The sequence below is a fragment of the Pseudomonas psychrophila genome, assembly GCF_001043005.1.
In the GTDB taxonomy this organism is placed as follows: domain Bacteria; phylum Pseudomonadota; class Gammaproteobacteria; order Pseudomonadales; family Pseudomonadaceae; genus Aquipseudomonas; species Aquipseudomonas psychrophila.
In genome coordinates, this window is record NZ_JYKZ01000004.1 from 411,856 (window position 1) to 431,228 (window position 19,373).

Annotated in this window: 21 protein-coding genes and 1 tRNA gene; 13 read left to right on the top strand and 9 right to left on the bottom strand. The window is 57.9% G+C overall.

What is annotated here, in order from left to right; all coding sequences use genetic code 11:
• Window positions 1-10: 10 nt before the first annotated feature.
• Complete coding sequence (locus tag TU76_RS13210) at window positions 11-463, bottom strand: protein YgfX (protein ID WP_048351798.1); 453 nt, start codon at window positions 461-463, stop codon at window positions 11-13.
• Complete coding sequence (locus TU76_RS13215) at window positions 447-701, bottom strand: FAD assembly factor SdhE (protein WP_003440597.1); 255 nt, start codon at window positions 699-701, stop codon at window positions 447-449. Before TU76_RS13215 ends, TU76_RS13210 begins: the two co-directional genes overlap by 17 nt.
• 138 nt (window positions 702-839) lie before the next feature.
• Here TU76_RS13215 and ygfZ point away from each other — a divergent pair, with 138 nt between their 5' ends.
• A complete protein-coding gene (ygfZ, locus tag TU76_RS13220; protein WP_048351799.1) occupies window positions 840-1,784 on the top strand; it encodes a CAF17-like 4Fe-4S cluster assembly/insertion protein YgfZ in 945 nt (314 codons plus the stop codon).
• Between the two features lie 30 nt (window positions 1,785-1,814).
• Complete coding sequence (locus TU76_RS13225) at window positions 1,815-2,618, top strand: HDOD domain-containing protein (protein ID WP_048351800.1); 804 nt, start codon at window positions 1,815-1,817, stop codon at window positions 2,616-2,618.
• A gap of 118 nt (window positions 2,619-2,736) precedes the next feature.
• On the opposite strand, the gene TU76_RS13230 is transcribed toward TU76_RS13225, so the two are convergent.
• Entirely contained in the window at window positions 2,737-4,140 is a 1,404-nt protein-coding gene (locus TU76_RS13230; protein WP_019822268.1) for a sensor histidine kinase, read from the bottom strand.
• Entirely contained in the window at window positions 4,133-4,804 is a 672-nt protein-coding gene (locus tag TU76_RS13235; protein WP_019822267.1) for a response regulator, read from the bottom strand. The genes TU76_RS13230 and TU76_RS13235 overlap by 8 nt, the downstream gene beginning before the upstream one ends.
• A gap of 425 nt (window positions 4,805-5,229) precedes the next feature.
• Here TU76_RS13235 and TU76_RS13240 point away from each other — a divergent pair, with 425 nt between their 5' ends.
• Genes TU76_RS13240 through TU76_RS13255 form a run of 4 tightly spaced genes read left to right on the top strand, consistent with a single transcriptional unit; the run spans window position 5,230 to window position 9,279 of the window.
• Window positions 5,230-6,207, top strand: coding sequence for a Bug family tripartite tricarboxylate transporter substrate binding protein (locus tag TU76_RS13240; RefSeq protein WP_019822265.1), 978 nt, complete (start codon window positions 5,230-5,232; stop codon window positions 6,205-6,207).
• 58 nt (window positions 6,208-6,265) lie between these two features.
• Entirely contained in the window at window positions 6,266-6,724 is a 459-nt protein-coding gene (locus TU76_RS13245) for a tripartite tricarboxylate transporter TctB family protein (protein WP_019822264.1), read from the top strand.
• Between the two features lies 1 nt (window position 6,725).
• Complete coding sequence (locus TU76_RS13250; protein WP_019822262.1) at window positions 6,726-8,240, top strand: tripartite tricarboxylate transporter permease; 1,515 nt, start codon at window positions 6,726-6,728, stop codon at window positions 8,238-8,240.
• A complete protein-coding gene (locus TU76_RS13255; RefSeq protein ID WP_048351801.1) occupies window positions 8,233-9,279 on the top strand; it encodes an AbrB family transcriptional regulator in 1,047 nt (348 codons plus the stop codon). Before TU76_RS13250 ends, TU76_RS13255 begins: the two co-directional genes overlap by 8 nt.
• A 45-nt stretch (window positions 9,280-9,324) precedes the next feature.
• Here the strand turns inward: TU76_RS13255 and ung are convergent, their stop codons facing one another.
• Window positions 9,325-10,017, bottom strand: a complete 693-nt coding sequence (gene ung, locus TU76_RS13260) for a uracil-DNA glycosylase (RefSeq protein WP_019822260.1) — start codon at window positions 10,015-10,017, stop codon at window positions 9,325-9,327.
• Between the two features lie 660 nt (window positions 10,018-10,677).
• Here ung and TU76_RS24770 point away from each other — a divergent pair.
• The 4 genes from TU76_RS24770 to TU76_RS13280 all read left to right on the top strand — a co-directional run bounded on the left by TU76_RS24770 (window position 10,678) and on the right by TU76_RS13280 (window position 12,751).
• Entirely contained in the window at window positions 10,678-10,899 is a 222-nt protein-coding gene (locus TU76_RS24770; RefSeq protein ID WP_046808678.1) for a cysteine-rich CWC family protein, read from the top strand.
• Window positions 10,900-10,932: 33 nt separating this feature from the next.
• A complete protein-coding gene (locus TU76_RS13270) occupies window positions 10,933-11,658 on the top strand; it encodes a pseudouridine synthase (RefSeq protein ID WP_048351803.1) in 726 nt (241 codons plus the stop codon).
• A 55-nt stretch (window positions 11,659-11,713) separates the two neighbouring features.
• Window positions 11,714-12,571 (top strand): alpha/beta fold hydrolase, encoded by an 858-nt coding sequence (locus tag TU76_RS13275; protein WP_046808679.1) that lies wholly within the window; start codon window positions 11,714-11,716, stop codon window positions 12,569-12,571.
• Between the two features lie 106 nt (window positions 12,572-12,677).
• A tRNA-Gly gene (locus TU76_RS13280) sits at window positions 12,678-12,751 on the top strand.
• Between the two features lie 84 nt (window positions 12,752-12,835).
• Here the strand turns inward: TU76_RS13280 and TU76_RS13285 are convergent.
• The 4 genes from TU76_RS13285 to TU76_RS13300 form a co-directional block, all read right to left on the bottom strand.
• Window positions 12,836-14,113 carry a GGDEF domain-containing protein gene (locus tag TU76_RS13285; RefSeq protein ID WP_019822252.1) on the bottom strand — a complete coding sequence of 426 codons (1,278 nt, stop codon included), beginning with the start codon at window positions 14,111-14,113 and terminating at the stop codon, window positions 12,836-12,838.
• An 80-nt stretch (window positions 14,114-14,193) separates the two neighbouring features.
• Complete coding sequence (locus TU76_RS13290) at window positions 14,194-14,829, bottom strand: LysE family translocator (protein ID WP_019822251.1); 636 nt, start codon at window positions 14,827-14,829, stop codon at window positions 14,194-14,196.
• A gap of 103 nt (window positions 14,830-14,932) precedes the next feature.
• A complete protein-coding gene (locus TU76_RS13295) occupies window positions 14,933-16,090 on the bottom strand; it encodes a phospholipase D-like domain-containing protein (RefSeq protein WP_046810672.1) in 1,158 nt (385 codons plus the stop codon).
• Window position 16,091: 1 nt separating this feature from the next.
• The gene (locus TU76_RS13300; RefSeq protein ID WP_019822247.1) at window positions 16,092-16,682 is read right to left on the bottom strand and encodes a YceI family protein; all 591 of its coding nucleotides are present in this window, start codon (window positions 16,680-16,682) and stop codon (window positions 16,092-16,094) included.
• 238 nt (window positions 16,683-16,920) lie between these two features.
• On the opposite strand from TU76_RS13300, the gene olsB reads away from it, so the two are divergent.
• The 3 genes from olsB to TU76_RS25490 all read left to right on the top strand — a co-directional run.
• Window positions 16,921-17,676, top strand: coding sequence for an L-ornithine N(alpha)-acyltransferase (gene olsB, locus TU76_RS13305; protein ID WP_019822245.1), 756 nt, complete (start codon window positions 16,921-16,923; stop codon window positions 17,674-17,676).
• Window positions 17,676-18,455, top strand: a complete 780-nt coding sequence (locus TU76_RS13310; RefSeq protein WP_019822243.1) for a lysophospholipid acyltransferase family protein — start codon at window positions 17,676-17,678, stop codon at window positions 18,453-18,455. Before olsB ends, TU76_RS13310 begins: the two co-directional genes overlap by 1 nt.
• Before the next feature lie 731 nt (window positions 18,456-19,186).
• On the top strand, window positions 19,187-19,373 hold a 187-nt coding region (locus TU76_RS25490), incomplete at its 3' end, for a hypothetical protein (RefSeq protein WP_204369340.1).

The window sequence follows — 19,373 nt, forward strand, 5'->3', positions numbered from 1 at the left end:
GCCCTGGACACTATTCGGGTGCCAGCCACCTACGCCGACTGAACTTCAGTCGCACGCGCAAGCGTCGGTGCTGATCCGGCGCCAGCGCGCCTGCGAGGATGCACACCGCCCGCACCCGCCATTCGCCGCGCAAACTGAAACGCACGATCACCACCCAGGGCAGCGCCAGGCTGTCACGGCGCAGCTGCACGGCCTGCCAACCCTTGTCACGACTCCACAACTGCCAGCCATCGGCATCATGGCGCAATCGTGTAAGCGCACTGGCGTGGGTCAGTCGAATATGACGGGGCAGCGCCCAAGCCCCATGGGCCAGGCACCACAAAGCGCCAAGCACACGTGCCCAGGCAGGAATTGAAAGAAAGCAGATTGAGATCAGCGCCAGAGCCTGGGCTGCAAGATAAGCCGCCAGCAATTGCCCGCAGGCATGCCAGCGGCATTCAAAGCAATTACTTGGGCTGGACACGATCCAGAATCATGCGAACCATGCGCTGCAGCTCAGGGTCTTCAGACTCGGCGCGCTCCATGAACCAGCCAAACATGTCCTGGTCTTCACATTCCAGCAGCTTGCGATAGCATTCGCGGTCCACGTCATTCAGGGTGGCGTACACCTCCTTGACGAACGGCACCAGCAGCACGTCCAGTTCAAGCATGCCGCGACGGCTGTGCCAGTAGAGACGATTGAGTTCAACATCTTCGACCATGGAGCGCTCCTCAAATAGAGCGCAAGTATACAGGCCGATCCGTCATAGAACAGTCGGCTTTGGTCGGCCCCTGGAACTACCCATTTGCAGGGCGCACCTCTATGATGTGTCCCAGACATTTTTTACCTGCGATGACCCATGGCCGACTCTGCTTTTTTCTGCACCCTGAAACACGAAGGCATTCTTGCTGTGATCGGCAACGACGCCAGCAAGTTTCTGCAAGGCCAGTTGACCTGCAACCTCAACTACCTGAGTGAAACCCGCTCGAGCCTGGGTGCCCGCTGCACGCAAAAAGGCCGCATGCAGTCCAGTTTTCGCATCGTGCTGCAGGACAACGGCTGCCTGCTGGCGATGGCTCGCGAGCTGGTTGAGCCACAGTTGGCAGACCTGAAAAAATACGCAGTGTTTTCCAAGTCAACCCTCACAGACGATAGCGCCAACTGGGTTCGCTTTGGTCTGAACCAGGCAGACGCGGTGTTGCAAAGCCTGGGCCTGAACCTGCCCGCCGAAACCGACAGCGTTGCACGTGCCAGCGGTTTGATCGCCGTTCGCGCCTCTGAAGGCCGTGCAGAACTGTGGGCTCCTGTGGAGCAGACCGAAAGCCTTGTCCAGCATTTGAAAGCGCAATTGGTTGAGGCCGACCTCAATCAATGGTTGCTGGGCCAGGTACGCGCAGGCATCGGTCAGGTCATGCCCCAGACCCGCGAGCTGTTCATCCCGCAGATGATCAACCTGCAAGCCGTGGGCGGTGTCAGCTTCAAAAAAGGTTGCTACACCGGCCAGGAAATCGTCGCCCGCATGCAATACCTTGGCAAACTCAAACGCCATCTTTACCGTTTGTCGCTGGAGGCGGGTCATGACGTACCGGCTCCCGGCACCCCTCTTTTTTCCCCTACCCACAACAGCTCCGTAGGCGAAGTCGTGCTTGGCGCAAAAGCAGAGAACGGTATCGAGTTGCTGGCCGTCCTGACCTCTGATGCCGCGCAAGCGGGCGATATTCACGTGGGCGACTTGCAAGGCCCCAGCCTTTCGCTGCTTGAGCTGCCGTATCAACTGGACCGTGATCGCGAAATCCAGCGTTGATTGCCACACATCGAAACGCCCCCTAGAGAAATGAGCATGCTGGCGCACAGAGTCCAAATGGACTTGATTAAGGCCATTGATAGAGATGATCTGGTTTTACCAACGCTGCCTGAAGTGGCGTTAAACATCCGCAAGGCAGCAGAAAACCCTGAAATCAGCGTCAGTCACTTGAGCAAGGTCATCGGTCGCGATACCGCGCTGTCTGCACGCCTGATCAAAGTGGTCAACAGCCCGATGCTGCGCGCCACCCGGGAGGTCACCGACCTGCATACCGCTATCACGCGCCTGGGTGTCAACTACAGCAGTAACCTGGCGATCGGGCTGGTCATGGAGCAAATCTTCCATGCCCGCTCGGAAGTCGTTGAGCAGAAAATGCGCGATGTATGGCGTCAAAGCCTGGAAGTGGCCGGTATTTGCTACACCCTGTGCCGCCGCCATACTTCACTCAAACCCGACCAGGCAGCTTTGGGCGGTCTGGTGCATCAGATTGGCGTGCTGCCCATCCTGACCTACGCCGAAGAGAACAATGAACTGCTCTCCGATCCCGTTTCACTCAATCACGTCATTGAAAGCATTCATCCGTTGATTGGCGACAAACTGCTGGCTGGATGGGAGTTCCCGGAAAAGCTGTTGAAGATCCCAGGGCAATATCAGGACTTTTCTCGTCAGTCCAAAAAAATCGACTACATCGACTTCGTGCAAATCGCGACCGTGTTCATGCAACAGGACATCGAGAAGCTGAACGCCCTGCCCGCTTTCAGGTACCTGGGGCTGGATGCAGACGATGCAAAATTCGAACAGCAACTCAATGACGCACGCGGGATGTTTATCTAAGGCCCTGAATTCCTAGTGGGAGCGAGCCAGGTCGCGATGTCGGGCCGACGCAATTTCACTTCCTGATATCTTCGCGAGCAGGCTCGCTCTCACAAAAATCGGCCCGACATCAAGACAGCTACTGCACCCGCCCGCCATTGGCTGGCACAAAGCTGACCCGCACTTTCAACCCGCCTTGAGCACCGTCGTGCAAGCTGATATGGGCAAGGTGAGCGCGGCAGATGTCACCGACGATCGCCAGGCCCAACCCCGACCCGGCTACGTGTGAATTGCGTCGATAGAAACGCTCGAATACCCGCTCACGGTCTTCATGGGGAATACCCGGCCCATCGTCTTCGACTTCCAGTATCGCGGGCCAATTGACACGCAAAATAATATTGCCACCGGCTGGCGAGTGAGCCATGGCGTTGTCCACCAGATTGCTCAGCAACTCATGCAGCAACGTCGGCTCACCGTACAGCCACACAGGTTGGTCGGCCTCAAGCGCCAGCGCAAAACCCCGGGCATGGGCCAATGGAGCCATGGCCATACCCAGCTCGCGAGCCAACTGACTGAGGTCGAGCAACTGCGCGCCCCCTTCGGCGATCGCTCGCGCACCATTTTCGATGCGCGCCAGCGATAGCAGCTGATTGGCCATGTGGGTCAAGCGGTCAGTGCCCTGTGTAGCCTGCTCAAGCGTATTGCGCCAGATCTGCGGATCATTGGCGCGCAAACCCAATTCAAGCTGGGCCTTGAGTACTGCCAAGGGTGTACGCAGCTCATGGGCGGCATCTGCAATAAACTGCGCCTGACGCTTGAACTGGCCACGCAAGCGCTCGGTGAAGTGATTGAGCGCCTGAACCAATGGCCGCAACTCTCGCTGCACGGAGACCAGTGGCAAGGGTCGCAAGTCATCCGGCTCACGCTCCTCCACAGCAGTGCGCAAACGCTCCAGCGGGCGCAAGGCGGCACTGACAGCAAACCATACGACCAACAATGCCCCCAGCCCCAACATTCCCAGGCGCAACAGCGTGTCAGCCATCAAGCTGCGGGCCATGGCTACGCGCGCCTCATCGGTTTCAGCCACACGGATTTCCGCCATGCCATTCATGCTGGGCTCGGTCACGGCTTTGAGCAAGCTCACGACCCGCACGTTCTGCCCCAGATACGTGCCGTTATAGAAACGCGCCAACGCCGGGTAATCATCGGTCCGCGGCGTGCCTGGTGGCGGTGCAGGCAAGTTCTCATAGCCGGAAATCAGCTTCTGATGGATATCGTTGACCTGATAGTAAATACGTCCGGCGCTGTCGTAGGCAAACGTATCAAGCGCAACGTAGGGCACATCGGCACTTAAACTGCCATCACGCTGAGAGAGGCCTGCGGAAATGGTTCGTGCCGAGGCCAGCAAGGTACGGTCGTAGGCCGTGTCGGCCGCCTCACGACCATTGAAATAGGCGCTCAGCCCGCTGGCCAGCATCAAGACAACCATTAACAGCGTCAGGTGCCAGAGCAGGCTCCAGCGCAAGCTGTCGAGCTTAAACATCGCGGCCTTCCAGCAGGTACCCCAAGCCTCTGAAGGTGACAATCGCTACCGCCTGGCCGTCGAGTTTTTTGCGTAATCGGTGAATATAAATTTCGATGGCGTCAGGGCTCGCTTCTTCGTCCAGGCCAAACACCTGAGCCGCCAACTGTTCCTTGCTCATGACCCGGCCCGGCCGCGCAATCAGCGCTTCGAGCACTGCCTGCTCGCGAGAGGTCAAGGTGAGCAAATCATCCCCCAGGGTAAAGCGCCGGGTGCCAAGGTCGTACACCAGGGATCCGCATTGCTGCTGGCGCTCACCCCCCAACACGCTACGGCGCAACAGTGCTTTGACACGTGCCTCCAGCTCAGTCAGCTCGAAGGGCTTGGCCAGGTAATCATCGGCCCCAAGATTGAGCCCATGAACCCGGTCCTTTACGTCGCTGCGCGCCGTCAGCATCAACACCGGCAAGGTTTTGCCACGGGCACGCAAACGCGCCAGCACTTCAAAACCATTCATGCGCGGCAATCCCACATCCAGGATCGCCACTGCATACTCCTCAGAACTCAAGGCCAGGTCAGCGGCCACGCCATCGTGCAATACATCCACGGTCAGGCCTGTGCCTTTCAAGGCCTGGGCAACACTCTCGGCCAGCTGAAGCTGATCTTCGACCAAAAGCACACGCATCGTGTTTACCTCGATATTTTTTGTCCGGGCCGCAGCCTTTTGTGCCCGGAGTGTACAGACGACAGAAGTGCTGTGAAGCCCAAAAACAGGGAACGTCTATTGAAAGGTTAGCGAAAGGTTGGCGGGCTAGCATCGCGAGACTGACAGGAATCTCTGTTGCCGTTATGCACAGCACGACGGCCCGAAAAACGCCTTGAAGCGTTTTCGCCAATAAGAACAATAATGGAGCACCCCCATGCTGACTTATCAGTCCAAGACCCCTCGCCCCTGTATTTCTTACGTGTCCAATGACTCCCTCGCGCCGCCTGCGAGTAGCCATGTGCTGTGCGCACGTTGCACGTAATACGGATTGAGCACGGCTGCGCACCAGCGATTTTGAGCAACAAAAACTGCCCTATAAAAACAAAAACTCCTGAGGAGACGACATGAAACTTCCCCTGCGCACCCTGGCACTCGCTGCTGGCTGCCTGCTGTTCACTGGCCAACTCATGGCTGAGCCAAAACGTCCGGAATGTATTGCCCCAGCTTCCCCAGGCGGTGGTTTTGACCTGACCTGCAAACTGGTGCAAAGCGCGCTGGTGAACGAAAAGCTGCTCAGCAAACCCATGCGAGTGACCTACATGCCCGGTGGCGTTGGCGCCGTTGCCTATAACGCTGTGGTCGCCCAGCGCCCGGCCGATGGCGGCACCCTGGTAGCCTGGTCCAGTGGTTCATTGCTAAACCTGGCGCAAGGCAAGTTCGGTCGTTTCGATGAAAGCGCCGTGCGCTGGCTGGCTGCAGTCGGCACCAGCTATGGCGCCATTGCGGTGAAGAGCGATTCGCCCTACAAAAACCTCGATGATCTGGTTCAGGCGCTGAAAAAAGACCCCAGCAAAGTAGTGATTGGCTCAGGCGGCACTGTGGGCAGCCAGGACTGGATGCAAACCGCACTGATCGCCAAGGCCGCCGGCATCAACCCCCGTGACCTGCGCTACGTAGCACTTGAGGGTGGTGGTGAGATCGCCACGGCGTTGCTGGGTGGTCATATTCAGGTCGGCAGCACAGACATTTCCGACTCCATGCCGCATATCCAGAGTGGCGACATGCGCCTCCTGGCGGTGTTCGCCAACGAACGTCTGGACGAGCCTGAGATGAAGGACATTCCAACCGCCAAAGAGCAGGGCTATGACATTGTCTGGCCAGTGGTGCGCGGTTTCTACCTGGGGCCGAAAGTCAGCGACGAAGATTACGCATGGTGGAAAGAGGCGTTCGACAAGCTGCTGATTTCCGAGGAGTTCAACACATTGCGCGACCAGCGTGAGCTCTTCCCGTTTGCCATGACCGGTCCGGAGCTGGACACCTACGTCAAAAAACAGGTGGCTGATTACAAAATTCTGGCCCAGGAATTTGGCCTCATTCAGTAATCCTTGCTGACCGGCAACCGGGCCACGAACCTTCGCAGGCCCGGTTCAGGAGTGAACCATGCTCTTACAACGCATTTTTGCCTCAGTGCTGCTGCTCGCGTGCGCCGCACTGGCGCTGATGGCCTGGCCCTATCAGGCACAGTTTTCCTACGAACCCGTTGGCCCGCGAGCTTTCCCGCTGCTGATGCTCGGCCTGATGGGACTGGGGCTGATCTACATGATTTTTCGTCCCACGCCCGTCGTCCACAGTGAAGAAGACCCACAACTGGACCGCGAAACCCTGACCAAGATCGCGCTGTGCATCGTGTTGCTGCTGATCTTCGCCGGTACGTTCGAGCCCCTGGGTTTCATCCTTAGCAGCATCCTGATCGGTATCCCGATGGCACGTCTGTATGGCGGACGCTGGCTACCCAGTTGCGTGATCGTCAGCCTGATGAGCGTCGGCCTTTATCTGTTGTTCGATAAAGCGATGGACGTTCCACTGCCGCTTGGCTTGCTTGAAGTTCTGGAGAACTGACATGGATACTTTTGGCTATTTGGGTCAGGGCTTCGGCGTCGCGCTCAGCCCGTACAACCTGATCACTGCTTTGTGCGGAACACTGATCGGCACCGTGGTCGGCCTGCTGCCGGGGCTTGGCCCGATCAACGGGGTCGCACTGCTGATTCCGATCGCCTTTGCCCTGGGCCTGCCACCGGAGTCTGCGTTGATTCTGCTGGCGGCGGTGTACCTGGGCTGTGAATACGGCGGCCGTATCAGCTCTATCCTGCTGAACATTCCGGGCGAAGCTTCGACCGTGATGACCACCCTCGACGGCTACCCTATGGCGCGCAAGGGCCTAGCAGGCGTCGCGCTGTCGCTGTCCGCCTGGAGTTCGTTCATCGGTGCCTTTATTGCCACCTGCGGCATGGTGCTGTTCGCCCCGCTGCTGGCCAAGTGGGCAATTGCCTTCGGCCCCGCGGAATATTTTGTATTGATGGTGTTCGCCATCGTTTGCCTGGGCGGCATGGCCGGGGATCGTCCGCTCAAGACCTTTATCGCAGCACTTATCGGCCTGTTTCTCTCCAGCGTGGGGATTGATGCCAACAGCGGTGTTTATCGATTCACCGGGGACAACATCCACCTGACTGACGGCATTCAGTTCGTCGTGCTGGTGCTTGGGCTGTTCTCCATCAGCGAAATATTGCTGCTGCTGGAAAAAACCCACCGCGGTCAGGAAGCCGTGAAGGCCACGGGCCGCATGATGTTCAACTTCAAGGAAGCGTCTGCGGTGTTTGTAGTAAACATCCGTTGCGGCTTGCTCGGTTTCATCATGGGCGTACTTCCGGGTGCCGGCGCAACATTGGCCAGCGCCGTGGCCTACATGACGGAAAAACGTCTGGCAGGCACGACCGGCAAATTCGGTCAGGGAGACATGCGCGGTCTGGCTGCACCTGAAACGGCCATCGGCGCATCGGCCTGCGGCGCACTGGTCCCCATGCTGACACTGGGCGTACCTGGCTCAGGCACCACAGCGGTGATGATCGGCGCGCTGTCGCTGTACAACATCACCCCAGGTCCTCTGCTGTTTCAACAGCAACCCGATATCGTCTGGGGCCTGATTGCGTCGCTGTTTATCGCCAACATCATGCTGGTGATCCTCAATATCCCGATGATCCGCATCTTCACCCGCATTCTGTCGGTACCCAACTGGGCGCTGGTGCCGGTGATCGCAATCATTACCGCAATCGGTGTCTATGCCGTGCACGCCACTACTTTCGATCTGTTCCTGATGATCGGTATCGGCATCTTCGGCTACATCCTGCGCAAGCTCGACTTCCCGCTTTCGCCAGTCCTCCTGGGCTTCATTCTGGGCGGGCTGATGGAGCAAAACTTGCGCCGCGCACTGTCGATCTCCAACGGCGCGCTGGACATCCTGTGGGCAAGCCCGATCACCCTGGGTGTCTGGGTACTGACGGCAATCATGTTGCTGATGCCTGTGCTGCGCATCTGGCGCAAGCGTAGCGCTCAACGTCGCGCCTTGGCCGATGCTTGATTCAGGACTCAGGCAATGGTGGGGCACGCCACTGGTCGGTCTGGCCGGTGGCTACCTCGCCAGCCTGATCGGCTGGCCGTTGCCGTGGATGGTCGGCTCATTGCTGGCCATCATCCTGGTGCGTTGCCTGACACCCTGGCAGTTGGCCGAGATTCCTGGCGGACGTAAATGCGGTCAGTGGATTGTGGGCATCGGTATCGGCCTGCACTTCACGCCCGTGGTCATGGAGCAAGTGCTGGCGCACTTCTGGCTGATCCTGGCCGGCGCCCTGCTCACCAGTGTGTCGAGCGTGATCGGCGTGTGGCTTATGCGCCGCAGTGGGGAAGATCGCGCCACTGCGTTTTTCTCCAGCATGCCCGGTGGCTCGGGTGAGATGGTTAACCTCGGCGCACGCAATGGTGCCGTGTTGAGCCGCGTCGCTGCAGGTCAAAGCCTTCGGGTACTGACGGTTGTGTTATGCGTTCCGGCAGCGTTCAAGTACCTGCTGGGCGAAGGCACACCCGCCTTGCCCCCCGCCGCCATAAACATTTACTGGCTGGCGGTGCTGTTTCCGGCAGGCGCTTTGCTGGCCTGGATCTGGCAACGCTTGCGTCAGCCCAATCCATGGCTGTTCGGGCCACTGCTGGTGAGTGCCAGCGTCAGTATTGTTTGGGATCTGCACATTGGCCTGCCCGACGGCAGTAGCCAGACGGGGCAGTGGCTGATTGGTAGCGGGCTGGGTTGTCACTTCAATCGTGCGTTCTTTCGCCGGGCACCTTCGTTCATCGGCAAAACACTGCTGGGTACCGCCCTGACCATGCTGATCGCCAGCCTGTGCGCATTGGGCTTGAGCGCCCTCACTCAACTTGATTTGCGCTCCATGACACTGGGGATGATGCCAGGGGGCATTGCAGAAATGAGCCTCACGGCAGAAACGCTGCAACTCTCCGTACCGTTAGTCACGGCCTTGCAGGTCATGCGCCTGATCTTCGTGCTGTTTTTGGCCGAGCCCCTGTTTCGTTACTGGGTTCGCCAGGACCGAACCGACGCGTCTTTATAGGGACCGGCACACCAGTAACGTTGCCCGGCGTGCCTGATCAATCGCTTAAACCGGTGGCAGTTTCCAGTCGATCGGAGTTAAACCGTTTTGCTCGAGAAACTTGTTGGTTCGACTGAAGTGGCCGTTACCGATGAACCCGCGATAGGCCGATAACGGTGAGGGGTGTACCGACGTCAGCACCAGATGCTTGGTCGCATCGATCAGTTTTTGCTTGCTCTGTGCATGGGCGCCCCACAGCAGGAAAACGAGCTTGGGTTGCTGCTCACTCACCACCTCGATAATCCGGTCGGTAAAGTGTTCCCAGCCTTTTTTGGCATGGGATGCCGCATTCGCACGCTCAACCGTCATCGTCGTATTGAGCAGCAAAACGCCCTGCTCGGCCCAATGTTGCAAGCAACCGTGGGGCGCAATGTCGATATTCAGGTCGCGCTTGAGCTCTTTGTAAATATTGACCAGCGAGGGTGGTGTCGGGATGCCGGGCTGTACCGAGAAGCACAAGCCATGGGCCTGCCCCGGTCCGTGATAAGGGTCCTGGCCAAGAATCACCACCTTGATCTTGTCCAGCGGAGTCAGGTTCAACGCGTTGAAGATAAGCGGGCCTGGCGGGTAAATCTCTTTCCCGGCCGCATGCTCCTGGCGCAAGAACTCGCGCAGGGAGTCCATGTAAGGTTTATCGAACTCCTCACGCAAGGCCTGCTTCCAGACAGGTTCAAGTTTTATACGGTCATCGGGTGTCATGGCTACATCCTGAAAAACAATGGGGCGGACACTAGGAAAGCCCGCCCCTGTTGTCAACTTCCCTATCGGCCACGCCAACCGTTTCCGGGACCGGGACCATAACCGGGCCTGTGATCGGGACGGTAACCTCGATCCCGGTGATAGCCTCGTGGGGGCTGATAGTAGCGCGGCCCCTGATAAGCCTGCTGAGACGGGTAGTAGCGCGGGCCGTGATAATAACGAGGGGGCGGGGCATAGACTGCCCGCGGGTAGACATAATAAGGACGGTAGCCACCGCCATAGTACTCAGGCGCTGGCGCGGAATAGACCTCGGAGCGGTAATAGCCTGAGCTGCCCGAGTAATAAGGCACACAAGCAGATACGGACAAGCCTATTGCAATGATAGAGAGTAGGCGACGATACATGGCGGCCTCCTGGACCGCGAAAGAGCACACCCAGCGACGCTGGGTGGCGACAAACAGCTAATGCTGCCCGACACCTGTTAAGACCACAAAAAGGATATTCGGTGCCGTAGACACAAAGCTTCAGACCGACGGATCAGCAGATAGATAATCCTCGCTGGCATACAAGAGATCGACGCGCTCAACCTAAAAAAACCTGAGCCACCAACAGCGTTACCATAGAACGATTGAACACCAGCCCCACCACGGACGCATCGACATGACCACCTCCGACATTTGCCCCGCTTGCGGCGCCCGCAACGACTGCTCCATGGCAAACCCTGACACGGTGGAGCAACCCTGCTGGTGCTATGGCGTCACCATTGATCCCGAAATCATCCGGGCCCTGCCCCTTACTCAGCGCGATCTGACCTGCCTTTGCCCTCGCTGCGCGAAGGTGCAAAACCAATTGCAATCAGCGCAATCAGAATCCCTCACGTAAGATACTCGGCTGTTTCCTTGTGATTGATCGCTTATGCGCGTAGACCGTTTTCTAAGCAACCTGCCCCAATTCAGCCGCCAACACGTGCGCTTGCTCCTGATAGAGAAGCGTATCCAGGTTGATGGGCAGGTCATCAGCGATCCACACCACGAAGTTCGCGCATTCAGTCGTATCGAACTTGACGGGAAAATCTTGCAGGCCGGTAAACCGGCGCGGTACTTCATGCTGCACAAGCCGCCTGGCTGTGTCAGCGCCACCCAGGACCCGGAACACCCGACGGTGCTCGACCTGCTCGATGAGCCGGACATGGACGAACTGCACATCGCGGGCCGGCTGGACTTCAATACCAGCGGGCTGATGCTGATCACCAACGATGGGCACTGGTCGCGCCATGTCACTCAGCCACAGACCAAAATGCCCAAGGTGTATTACGTCGAGACCGAGCAGGAAATAACCGCCGCATATGTCAGTAAATTCAAGGAAGGCGTCTATTTCGCCTACGAAGATCTGACAACACTGCCCGCCGAACTGGAACTGCTCGGCCCTTGCTCTGCCCGCTTGAGCATCGTTGAAGGTCGTTATCATCAGGTAAAGCGCATGTTTGGCTTCTTCAACAACAAGGTCATACGCCTGCACCGCGAAAGCATCGGGTCTCTGATGCTCGACACCCAACTGGCTCCCGGGGAATACCGGGCTTTGCTCGACCTTGAAATCAACCTGTTCCAGGCCACGGCTGGGCACAAGGCCACCTGCCTGTAACAATCGCGGTGCAGCATCAGTCAGACCGACGCTCGATTCACTGGAGTCTGACGCCATGATAAAGCCCGAAATCGCTGTGCTCGATATTCAAGGTCACTATCGAATTCACACCGAGTTCTATCGCTGCGACACCGCAGAAAACACCATTATTCTGGTCAATGGCTCGATGGCCACGACCGCATCGTTTGGCCAAACCCTGAAAAACCTGCACCCGCATCTGAACGTAGTTCTTTACGACCAGCCGTATGCGGGTCAGTCAAAACCCCATAACCCGCATCAAAAGATGCTGACAAGAGAACTGGAAGCACAGGTTCTTCTTGAGCTGATAGAACACTTTAACGCCAATTATCTGCTGTCATTCTCATGGGGCGGCACTGCGGCACTCACCGCGCTGGCGTGCACACCCCGGCGTATCGAGAAAGCGGTGATCAGTTCGTTTTCACCGCTGATCAACGAAGCCATGCGCGATTACCTGGAACGTGGCCGCAGCTGCCTGGCAGCCTGCAATCGCACCCAGGTGGGTAATCTGGTCAACGACACGCTAGGCAAACACTTGCCGCCCCTGTTCAAGCGCTTCAATTTTCGCCATGTCAGCAGCCTGGCCGACCACGAATACGCACAAATGCACTTTCACATAAACCACGTCCTCAACAGCGACAAGCCGTGCTTTCTCAGTGCAACCCGGGGTATCGAGATTCCAGTGCTGTTTATCAATGGCGCATGGGACGAGTACACCGTGGCCAGCGACGCCAGGCACTTTGCGCAACCCATTGCACACAGCCAGTTCATCAGCCTGGAAAACACCGGGCATTTTCTGGACATGGAACACAAATCTGCCAGCCACATCAGTAAAACTGCGCTGCTCAATTTTTTACAACCGGCACACACAGAACACCGGCAACACTCTCGGTGAGACGCAGGAGGCTGACAGCTCATTGAAAAAACGCTGCGAAATGACGTATTTGAAGAATAAAACTTCTCATCAAGGCCGACTTCTGGTACAAAGTCAGCCGCTCTGAGCGGGTGTCGTATAATGGTATTACTCCAGCTTCCCAAGCTGATCACGCGGGTTCGATTCCCGCCACCCGCTCCACTTCTTTAAGGCTTTCACCCCACTGAAAGCCTGGCCTGTACAGCAACAAAATCCCCTTCCCGTTTTACTGCTTGCACACGCTGTTTAGCCACGCCCCCTCTTTTTGACTCGATACATCGCCGTATCCGCATGGTGCAGCAATTGCTGGGCCTGTTCGCCGTGCTCGGGATAAACCGCAATGCCAATGCTGGGGATGATGTTGAGCGTGTGATTACCAACGAAGACAGGCTGGCTGAGATTGAGGCGAATTTTTTCGGCCACGATCAGCGCATGCTCTGGCAGCTTGAGCCTCTCCAGCACCAGCACAAACTCATCCCCGCTCATCCTGGAGACCGTATCGCTTTCACGCACGCACAGCGTCAGGCGCCGCGCAGTCTGCTGCAACAGGTCATCACCGACAGCATGCCCATAGTTGTCGTTGACGAGTTTGAAGTGGTCCAGATCGACATACAGCACGGCCAGGCATTCATTGTCGCGCTTCGCAGAGGCCAGGGCGCGGTGCAGGCGATCGTAGAGCAGGTCTCGATTGGGCAAATGAGTCAAGGCGTCGTACTGCGCCAGATACTGCAAGCGGGCATGCAACTGCTTGCGTTCAATGGCCGTTGCCACTTGGGTCGACACGTACTGCAGCAGGTCTTTGTGCTGTTCGGTGTAGCGCTCTTCGCCCAGCAGGCTCTTGACCACCAGCGCACCAATGTTGCCGTTCTGGGTGGTCAGCGGAACACCCAGCCATGACGGCGCATGGTCAGCAACACGCATCACGCACTGGCCACTGAGAATGACCTCCTCACTCAGATGGCGAACGGGGGAATGCTGCTCTAGCGGATGATCGTCGACGTGGTAGGGGAAAGTCAGCGCACCTTGTTCCCGAAGTGCGACCGAAAAACTCACGGCAGGCAGCCACTGCCCGATGAGCTGGTGAACACACCTGAACAGCGCCAGCAAATCTTCGGCCCCATGGGCGGCCTCCGAAATCGCAAACAGGGCCGCTTGCCGTGACTCCGCCAGTTTGCGCTCGGTGATATCACGGGCCACGGCAACGCGCATTTCATGGGTTTCAGACCAGCACGCAGACCATTGGATATGCACCACATGCCCGGCCTTGTGCACATAGCGGTTCTCGAAATTGAGCGTGGGTTCACCCGCCATGATCTCATTGGCCGCGAGCAGGGTTCGCTCACGGTCAGCGGGAAACACCAGATCGATCATCGACTGGCCTTTAAGCTCGTGGGGCTCATAGCCCAGAATTCGCTTGCAGGCTGCACTGACGTAAACAAAGCGACCATTGCGGTCCACGACACAGACTGCGTCTAGCAACAGGTCAATAAAACCTGCCTGAAGCAGGTAGTTCTTGATGTCCATAGGGCAACTCGATGCCTCAGGGTTAAATGTCAACATTCATCCCTGACTCGCCCACCGCACTGCATTCCCTGCCACCTACTTCAAACGATAGTTCGTAACAGCCCGGGCAGTGCATGCATCAAAGCACTGATGGCAAAACCGATAAACATGACCCCGCACAGCCGGGTAATCAGCAGCTCATGACGCTGATAGAGTGCCCTGACATGCCCGGCTCCGACAATACCCACCAAAATCGCGTAGGCCAGCGCCCCGCCCACAAAGCTCAAAGCGATCAACCAGGGCAGCATCTCCCAGGTCAGCAGTTCTGCACGGCTGGACAGCAGCGCCGTGAACGTCGCGACGGCTACGGGGTACGCCTTGGGATTGGTCAGGCCGAAGAAAATTCCATGAGCAAATGGCTGTCGCGCCGGCCCTTGCTGGGCCACGCTGCTACGCTGAGCGCGAACGGCGCGCAATCCCAGCCAAAACAGGTAAAGCCCGCTGATCAAGCCCAACACATTAAACGCCGTGCTGCCAAACTCACGTGCGCCCACAATGGCAATCAGCGCCGTGCTGCACCAGATCACATCACCCAGCAAGTGCCCGCACAGGAACCCGGCTCCGGCGCGCCGGCCACGGGCTGCGCCAATACCGAAAACAGCGAGCACACCTGGCCCCGGGGTGATGCCATAGATAAAGCCAGAAGCCAGAACGGCCAGTAACAACGAAGGTGTCATGCAATAAAGCTCCAGGAAATCATGCCCCACGCTCTTGCGTTACCGTGAGGTGGCTCGATTTTGCACGTTCTCAACGATTCTGTAACCGCGTGCCAGGCAGAATCTAGTGTCGACGCCCCAGCACATTGACCACCAGCCGATCGACCCAACCCCAAATACGTTGTTTTACCCGTTTCCAGAGTGGTCGTGACTGCCAGTCTTGCAAGCTGACAGGCTGGCTTTGGGCGAAGTCCGTGATAAAACTTGCAACCACCGCTTGAGTCAGCGCCGGGTCGAGCGCTTCAAGGTTGGCTTCAAGGTTGAAACGCAGGTTCCAGTGGTCGAAATTGCACGAGCCAATGCTGACCCAATCGTCGGCCAGCACCATTTTCAAGTGCAGAAAGCAGGGCTGGTATTCCAGTATCTGTACACCGGATTTCAGCAAGCGCGGGTAATAACGATGACCGGCGTAACGCACGGAAGGATGGTCAGTACGGGGGCCAGTCAGCAGCAACCGCACGTCTACGCCCCTGGCCGCCGCGCGGCGCAGAGAACGGCGCACACTCCAGGTGGGCAAGAAATAAGGCGTGGCCAGCCAGATACGCTGCTTGGAGCTGTTGATCACCCGCACCAGCGATTGCAGGATATCGCGATGTTGATGAGCGTCTGCGTAGGCGACACGGCCCATGCCTTCACCCTTCTCGGGTAGACCCGGCAAGCGTGCCAAACCGAAGTGAGTCGCGGGTTTCCACGCCTTGCGGCTGATATTGGCGCGCCATTGACGATCAAACAGCATCTGCCAGTCCATCACCAAAGGGCCTTGAATGTTGACCATGACTTCATGCCATTCGCAGATGTCGTCACTGGGGCGCCAAAACTCATCCGTTACGCCAGTGCCCCCGACCACGGCCAGTTGCTGATCCACCAACAACAGTTTGCGATGATCGCGATACAGGTTGTTCAGGCCTCGCCGCCAGCTAAGCGGGTTATAAAACCTGAGTTCAACCCCGGCATCCGTGAGCCTGCGACGCAAGCCCAAACCCAGGCCCAGACTGCCATAACCGTCAAACAGGCAGCGCACTCGCACCTCGCGCCAAGCCGCTTGCTCCAGGGCTTGCACGATGGCTTCAGCGCAGCCTCCAGCCTCAACCAGATATAACTCCAGATCAATCTGCTCTTGAGCCTGCTCAATGGCAGCCAGAATTCGTGGGAAAAACCGGGAGCCATCGATCAGCAACTCGAACTGATTGTCGCTGCGCCAGCCAAACACCGCGCCGGCCATCTTAGCGAGCCGTGAAAATCAGTACCGCACCCACCGGCACTGAAAAACTGATGGTCGAAAGCCCGGCCAATTTACGCAAGGTTTCGAGCTCCGGCTGCAGGCCAAAATCTTCGGCTTGCAGCATCAGCGGTTCCAGGGTCACGACCTGAAAGCGCCGCTCATCAAGGCGAGTGGCCAACAGCTCGGCCTCATAGGTGTGTTGCTTACCGCGCAAGCTGACCGTAACGGGTAAGTGCAACTCCAGTTGCGCACCGGGGGCAAGATCATTGATGGGCTGCAAGTCTATCTGCGCAGTGATCTGCGCTTCGGGGAAATGCTTGAAATCAAACAGCACGTCGCGCATGCGCTCATCACGCAATGGTACGTCGCTGTTGACCGAGTCCATTTCAATGCGCAATTGCGCCTGACCTTTACGGTCGACCTTGCCGTGCAGGACCAAAAAGCGATGCACGTTCGCGATATTGGCATTTTGCGTGGTGATAAATGAAAGCCGTGACGACTCACCGTCCAGGTACCAGTTGGCCTGGGCAGGCAGGCTCACACCAACGGTCAACAACAAGGCGCAGGCAGAAGAAAACAACGCTTTAAGCATAAAAACTCATCGACAAATAAACGTGGGTGAACATTAAACCTGGCGAGCGGTTTTGGCTGGACTTTTTTACACAGTGTTAGGACGCCTCCCGAGACCGACAGTTCCTCCGGGGCGGCTGTCATACAAGCATCACCCAAACGTCACAGGGGTGACATTGCACCTGCCTAGCCTGAAGTTGCACACCTCAGTCGATTGGCAGAAACCCAAGGCGGGCACAGTGCCTGCACGGAGATTCGCAATGTCCCAGATCGCCCGTATCCGCGACACCGCTCCAGAACGCCGCCTGCAGGCAGAACGCCTGATCGGATCCGGCGCTTTGCGCGAGGCTCAAGCCCTGCGTTTTCGTGTGTTCAGCGGCGAAATGAAGGCCAAACTCAAAGGCGCCGAACACGGGCTGGACGAGGACGGTTACGACGCGTATTGCGAACATATCGGGGTGCGCGACCTCAATAACGGCCAACTGGTAGCCACCACTCGCTTGCTGGATCACAGCGCCGCTCAACGCATCGGCCACTTTTACAGCGAAGAAGAGTTCAACCTCCACGGCCTGGTCAACCTTCAAGGGCCGGTACTGGAAATCGGACGAACCTGTGTCGACCCTGCGTACCGTAATGGCGGCACCATCGCCGTGCTCTGGGGCGAACTGGCGGAAGTGCTCAACCACGGTAATTACCGCTACCTGATGGGTTGCGCGAGCATCCCCATGCAGGACGGAGGCATCCAGGCTCGGGCAATCATGCAGCGCCTGCGCGAACGCTATTTGTGTACCGAGCATTTGCGCGCCGAACCAAAAAAGCCATTACCGGCTCAAGAAGTACCTGCCAACGTCATCGCCGAAATGCCGCCGTTGCTCAAGGCTTACATGCGCCTGGGCGCCAAGATTTGCGGTGAACCTTGCTGGGATGAAGACTTTCAGGTGGCTGACGTGTTTATTTTGCTCAAGCGCGACGAACTGTGCCCGCGTTATGCACGTCACTTCAAGGCGGCCATGTAATGAGCCGCTTGCGCCAATATGGCCGAGTGGCTCGTGTGTTGGTGGTAGTCAGCCTGGGATTGGGCATGGCCGCAGTGTTCGGGGTGCTTGAGCGCTTGCGCCTGAGCAACGCGATGGACCGTCGCCAACGCTGGTCGCAATTTTTTATGTCTCGCCTGAGCAACGCCCTGCCCTTTCGCATCACCGTCGTCGGCCAGTTGCCTGCAACGCCCATGCTGTGGGTCAGCAATCACGTGTCATGGACCGACATTGCTCTGCTGGGGCAACTCACCCCGCTTTCATTCCTGTCCAAATCCGAAGTACGCGGCTGGCCGGTTGCCGGCTGGCTGGCGGCCAAGGCAGGTAGCCTGTTTATTCGCCGGGGCGCGGGTGACAGCCAGTTGATTCGTGAGCAAATGGCCCACCACTTGCAGCACCCCCTCTCTCTTCTGATGTTTCCCGAGGGCACCACCACTGACGGGCGTTCGGTACGTACCTTTCATGGTCGGCTGTTATCGGCGGCAATAGACAGCCATGTACCTCTGCAGCCTGTGGCCATTCGCTATTTACGCAATGGAGAGATCGACACGATCGCACCGTTTATTGGCGACGATGACTTGCTGTCACATCTACTGCGCCTGTTTAGCCATGAACAGGCCGAGGTCGAGATACACCTGCTTGAGCCCATTGCCAGCCAGGCGCAGGAGCGCGCCGTGCTGGCGTTCAGGGCCCAGGAGGCCATACGGCGGGTGGTGACAGCGCCAGTGGCGCAAACAGATCCACTGGGGGCGATGGTCTGAGCTGCCCTGTGTAACTGGAATAAAGGTTCCGCCCTCACTCCGGCACTGTTATGGGCATTCGTGGCGTTCAGGTAATCGCGTGGCGACAGCAAAAGCAAAATGCATCGCAGACGTCACAGAACCTTGCGCAAAACCCTGTAGATACTCTGTTGCCAACCGGCCTGTTTAGAGAAATGTGCTTCGCTAAACAGGTCGGCCTGTAGGCCGCCTCGGCGGGCCGTTGATCTTGTTTTTGCACTGGTTTTTGATCTGCCTGCCCTTCGGGAGGCCGAGCGCAGGTTCTGCGTAGTGGGTCGACCGGCATGGATGCCGGGAGAGCCGTGTTGGGCCATGGATGGCCCGTCACGGCGTGCCCACGGAGCGGGACCGGAGTGAGGGACACCTGAGCGCAGCGAGGGCCGTACGCTGGGGCAAGGCCTTTTTGGGTACTTTTGTGGCTGTTTGACAAAAGTGCCTCGCTGTAAAAGCGAAACCATCATTTCAGTTAACCGCGAATGCCGGATATGTACCCCGTGTGCCCGTTGTTTTGCGATGCGCCCGCAGCGATGCCGAGTCCATATCCATTCGATGTGTCACGACTTTCTACGGGTTCCGCCCTTACGGCGGGTCACTTTTTCCAAACGCCGAAAAAGTAACCAAAAAGGCTTGCCCTACCATTCGGCCGCCTCGCCCAGGCTCGGTGGTTCCCTCACTCCGGCACTGTCATGGGGGCACGCCGCGACGGGCCATCCATGGCCCATCGCGGCTGGCGCGGCGTCCTGCCGCGCCACCCCCATAACAGCACCTGCGTTCGGCCTTCTGTGATGGGCATTCGCGTCGTCTGGACATTCGTGTGGCTCCAGCAAAAGCAAAATGCATCGCAGACGTCACAGAACCCTACGAAAAACGGTTTAGCGCCAACATACAAGCCGCTGACGA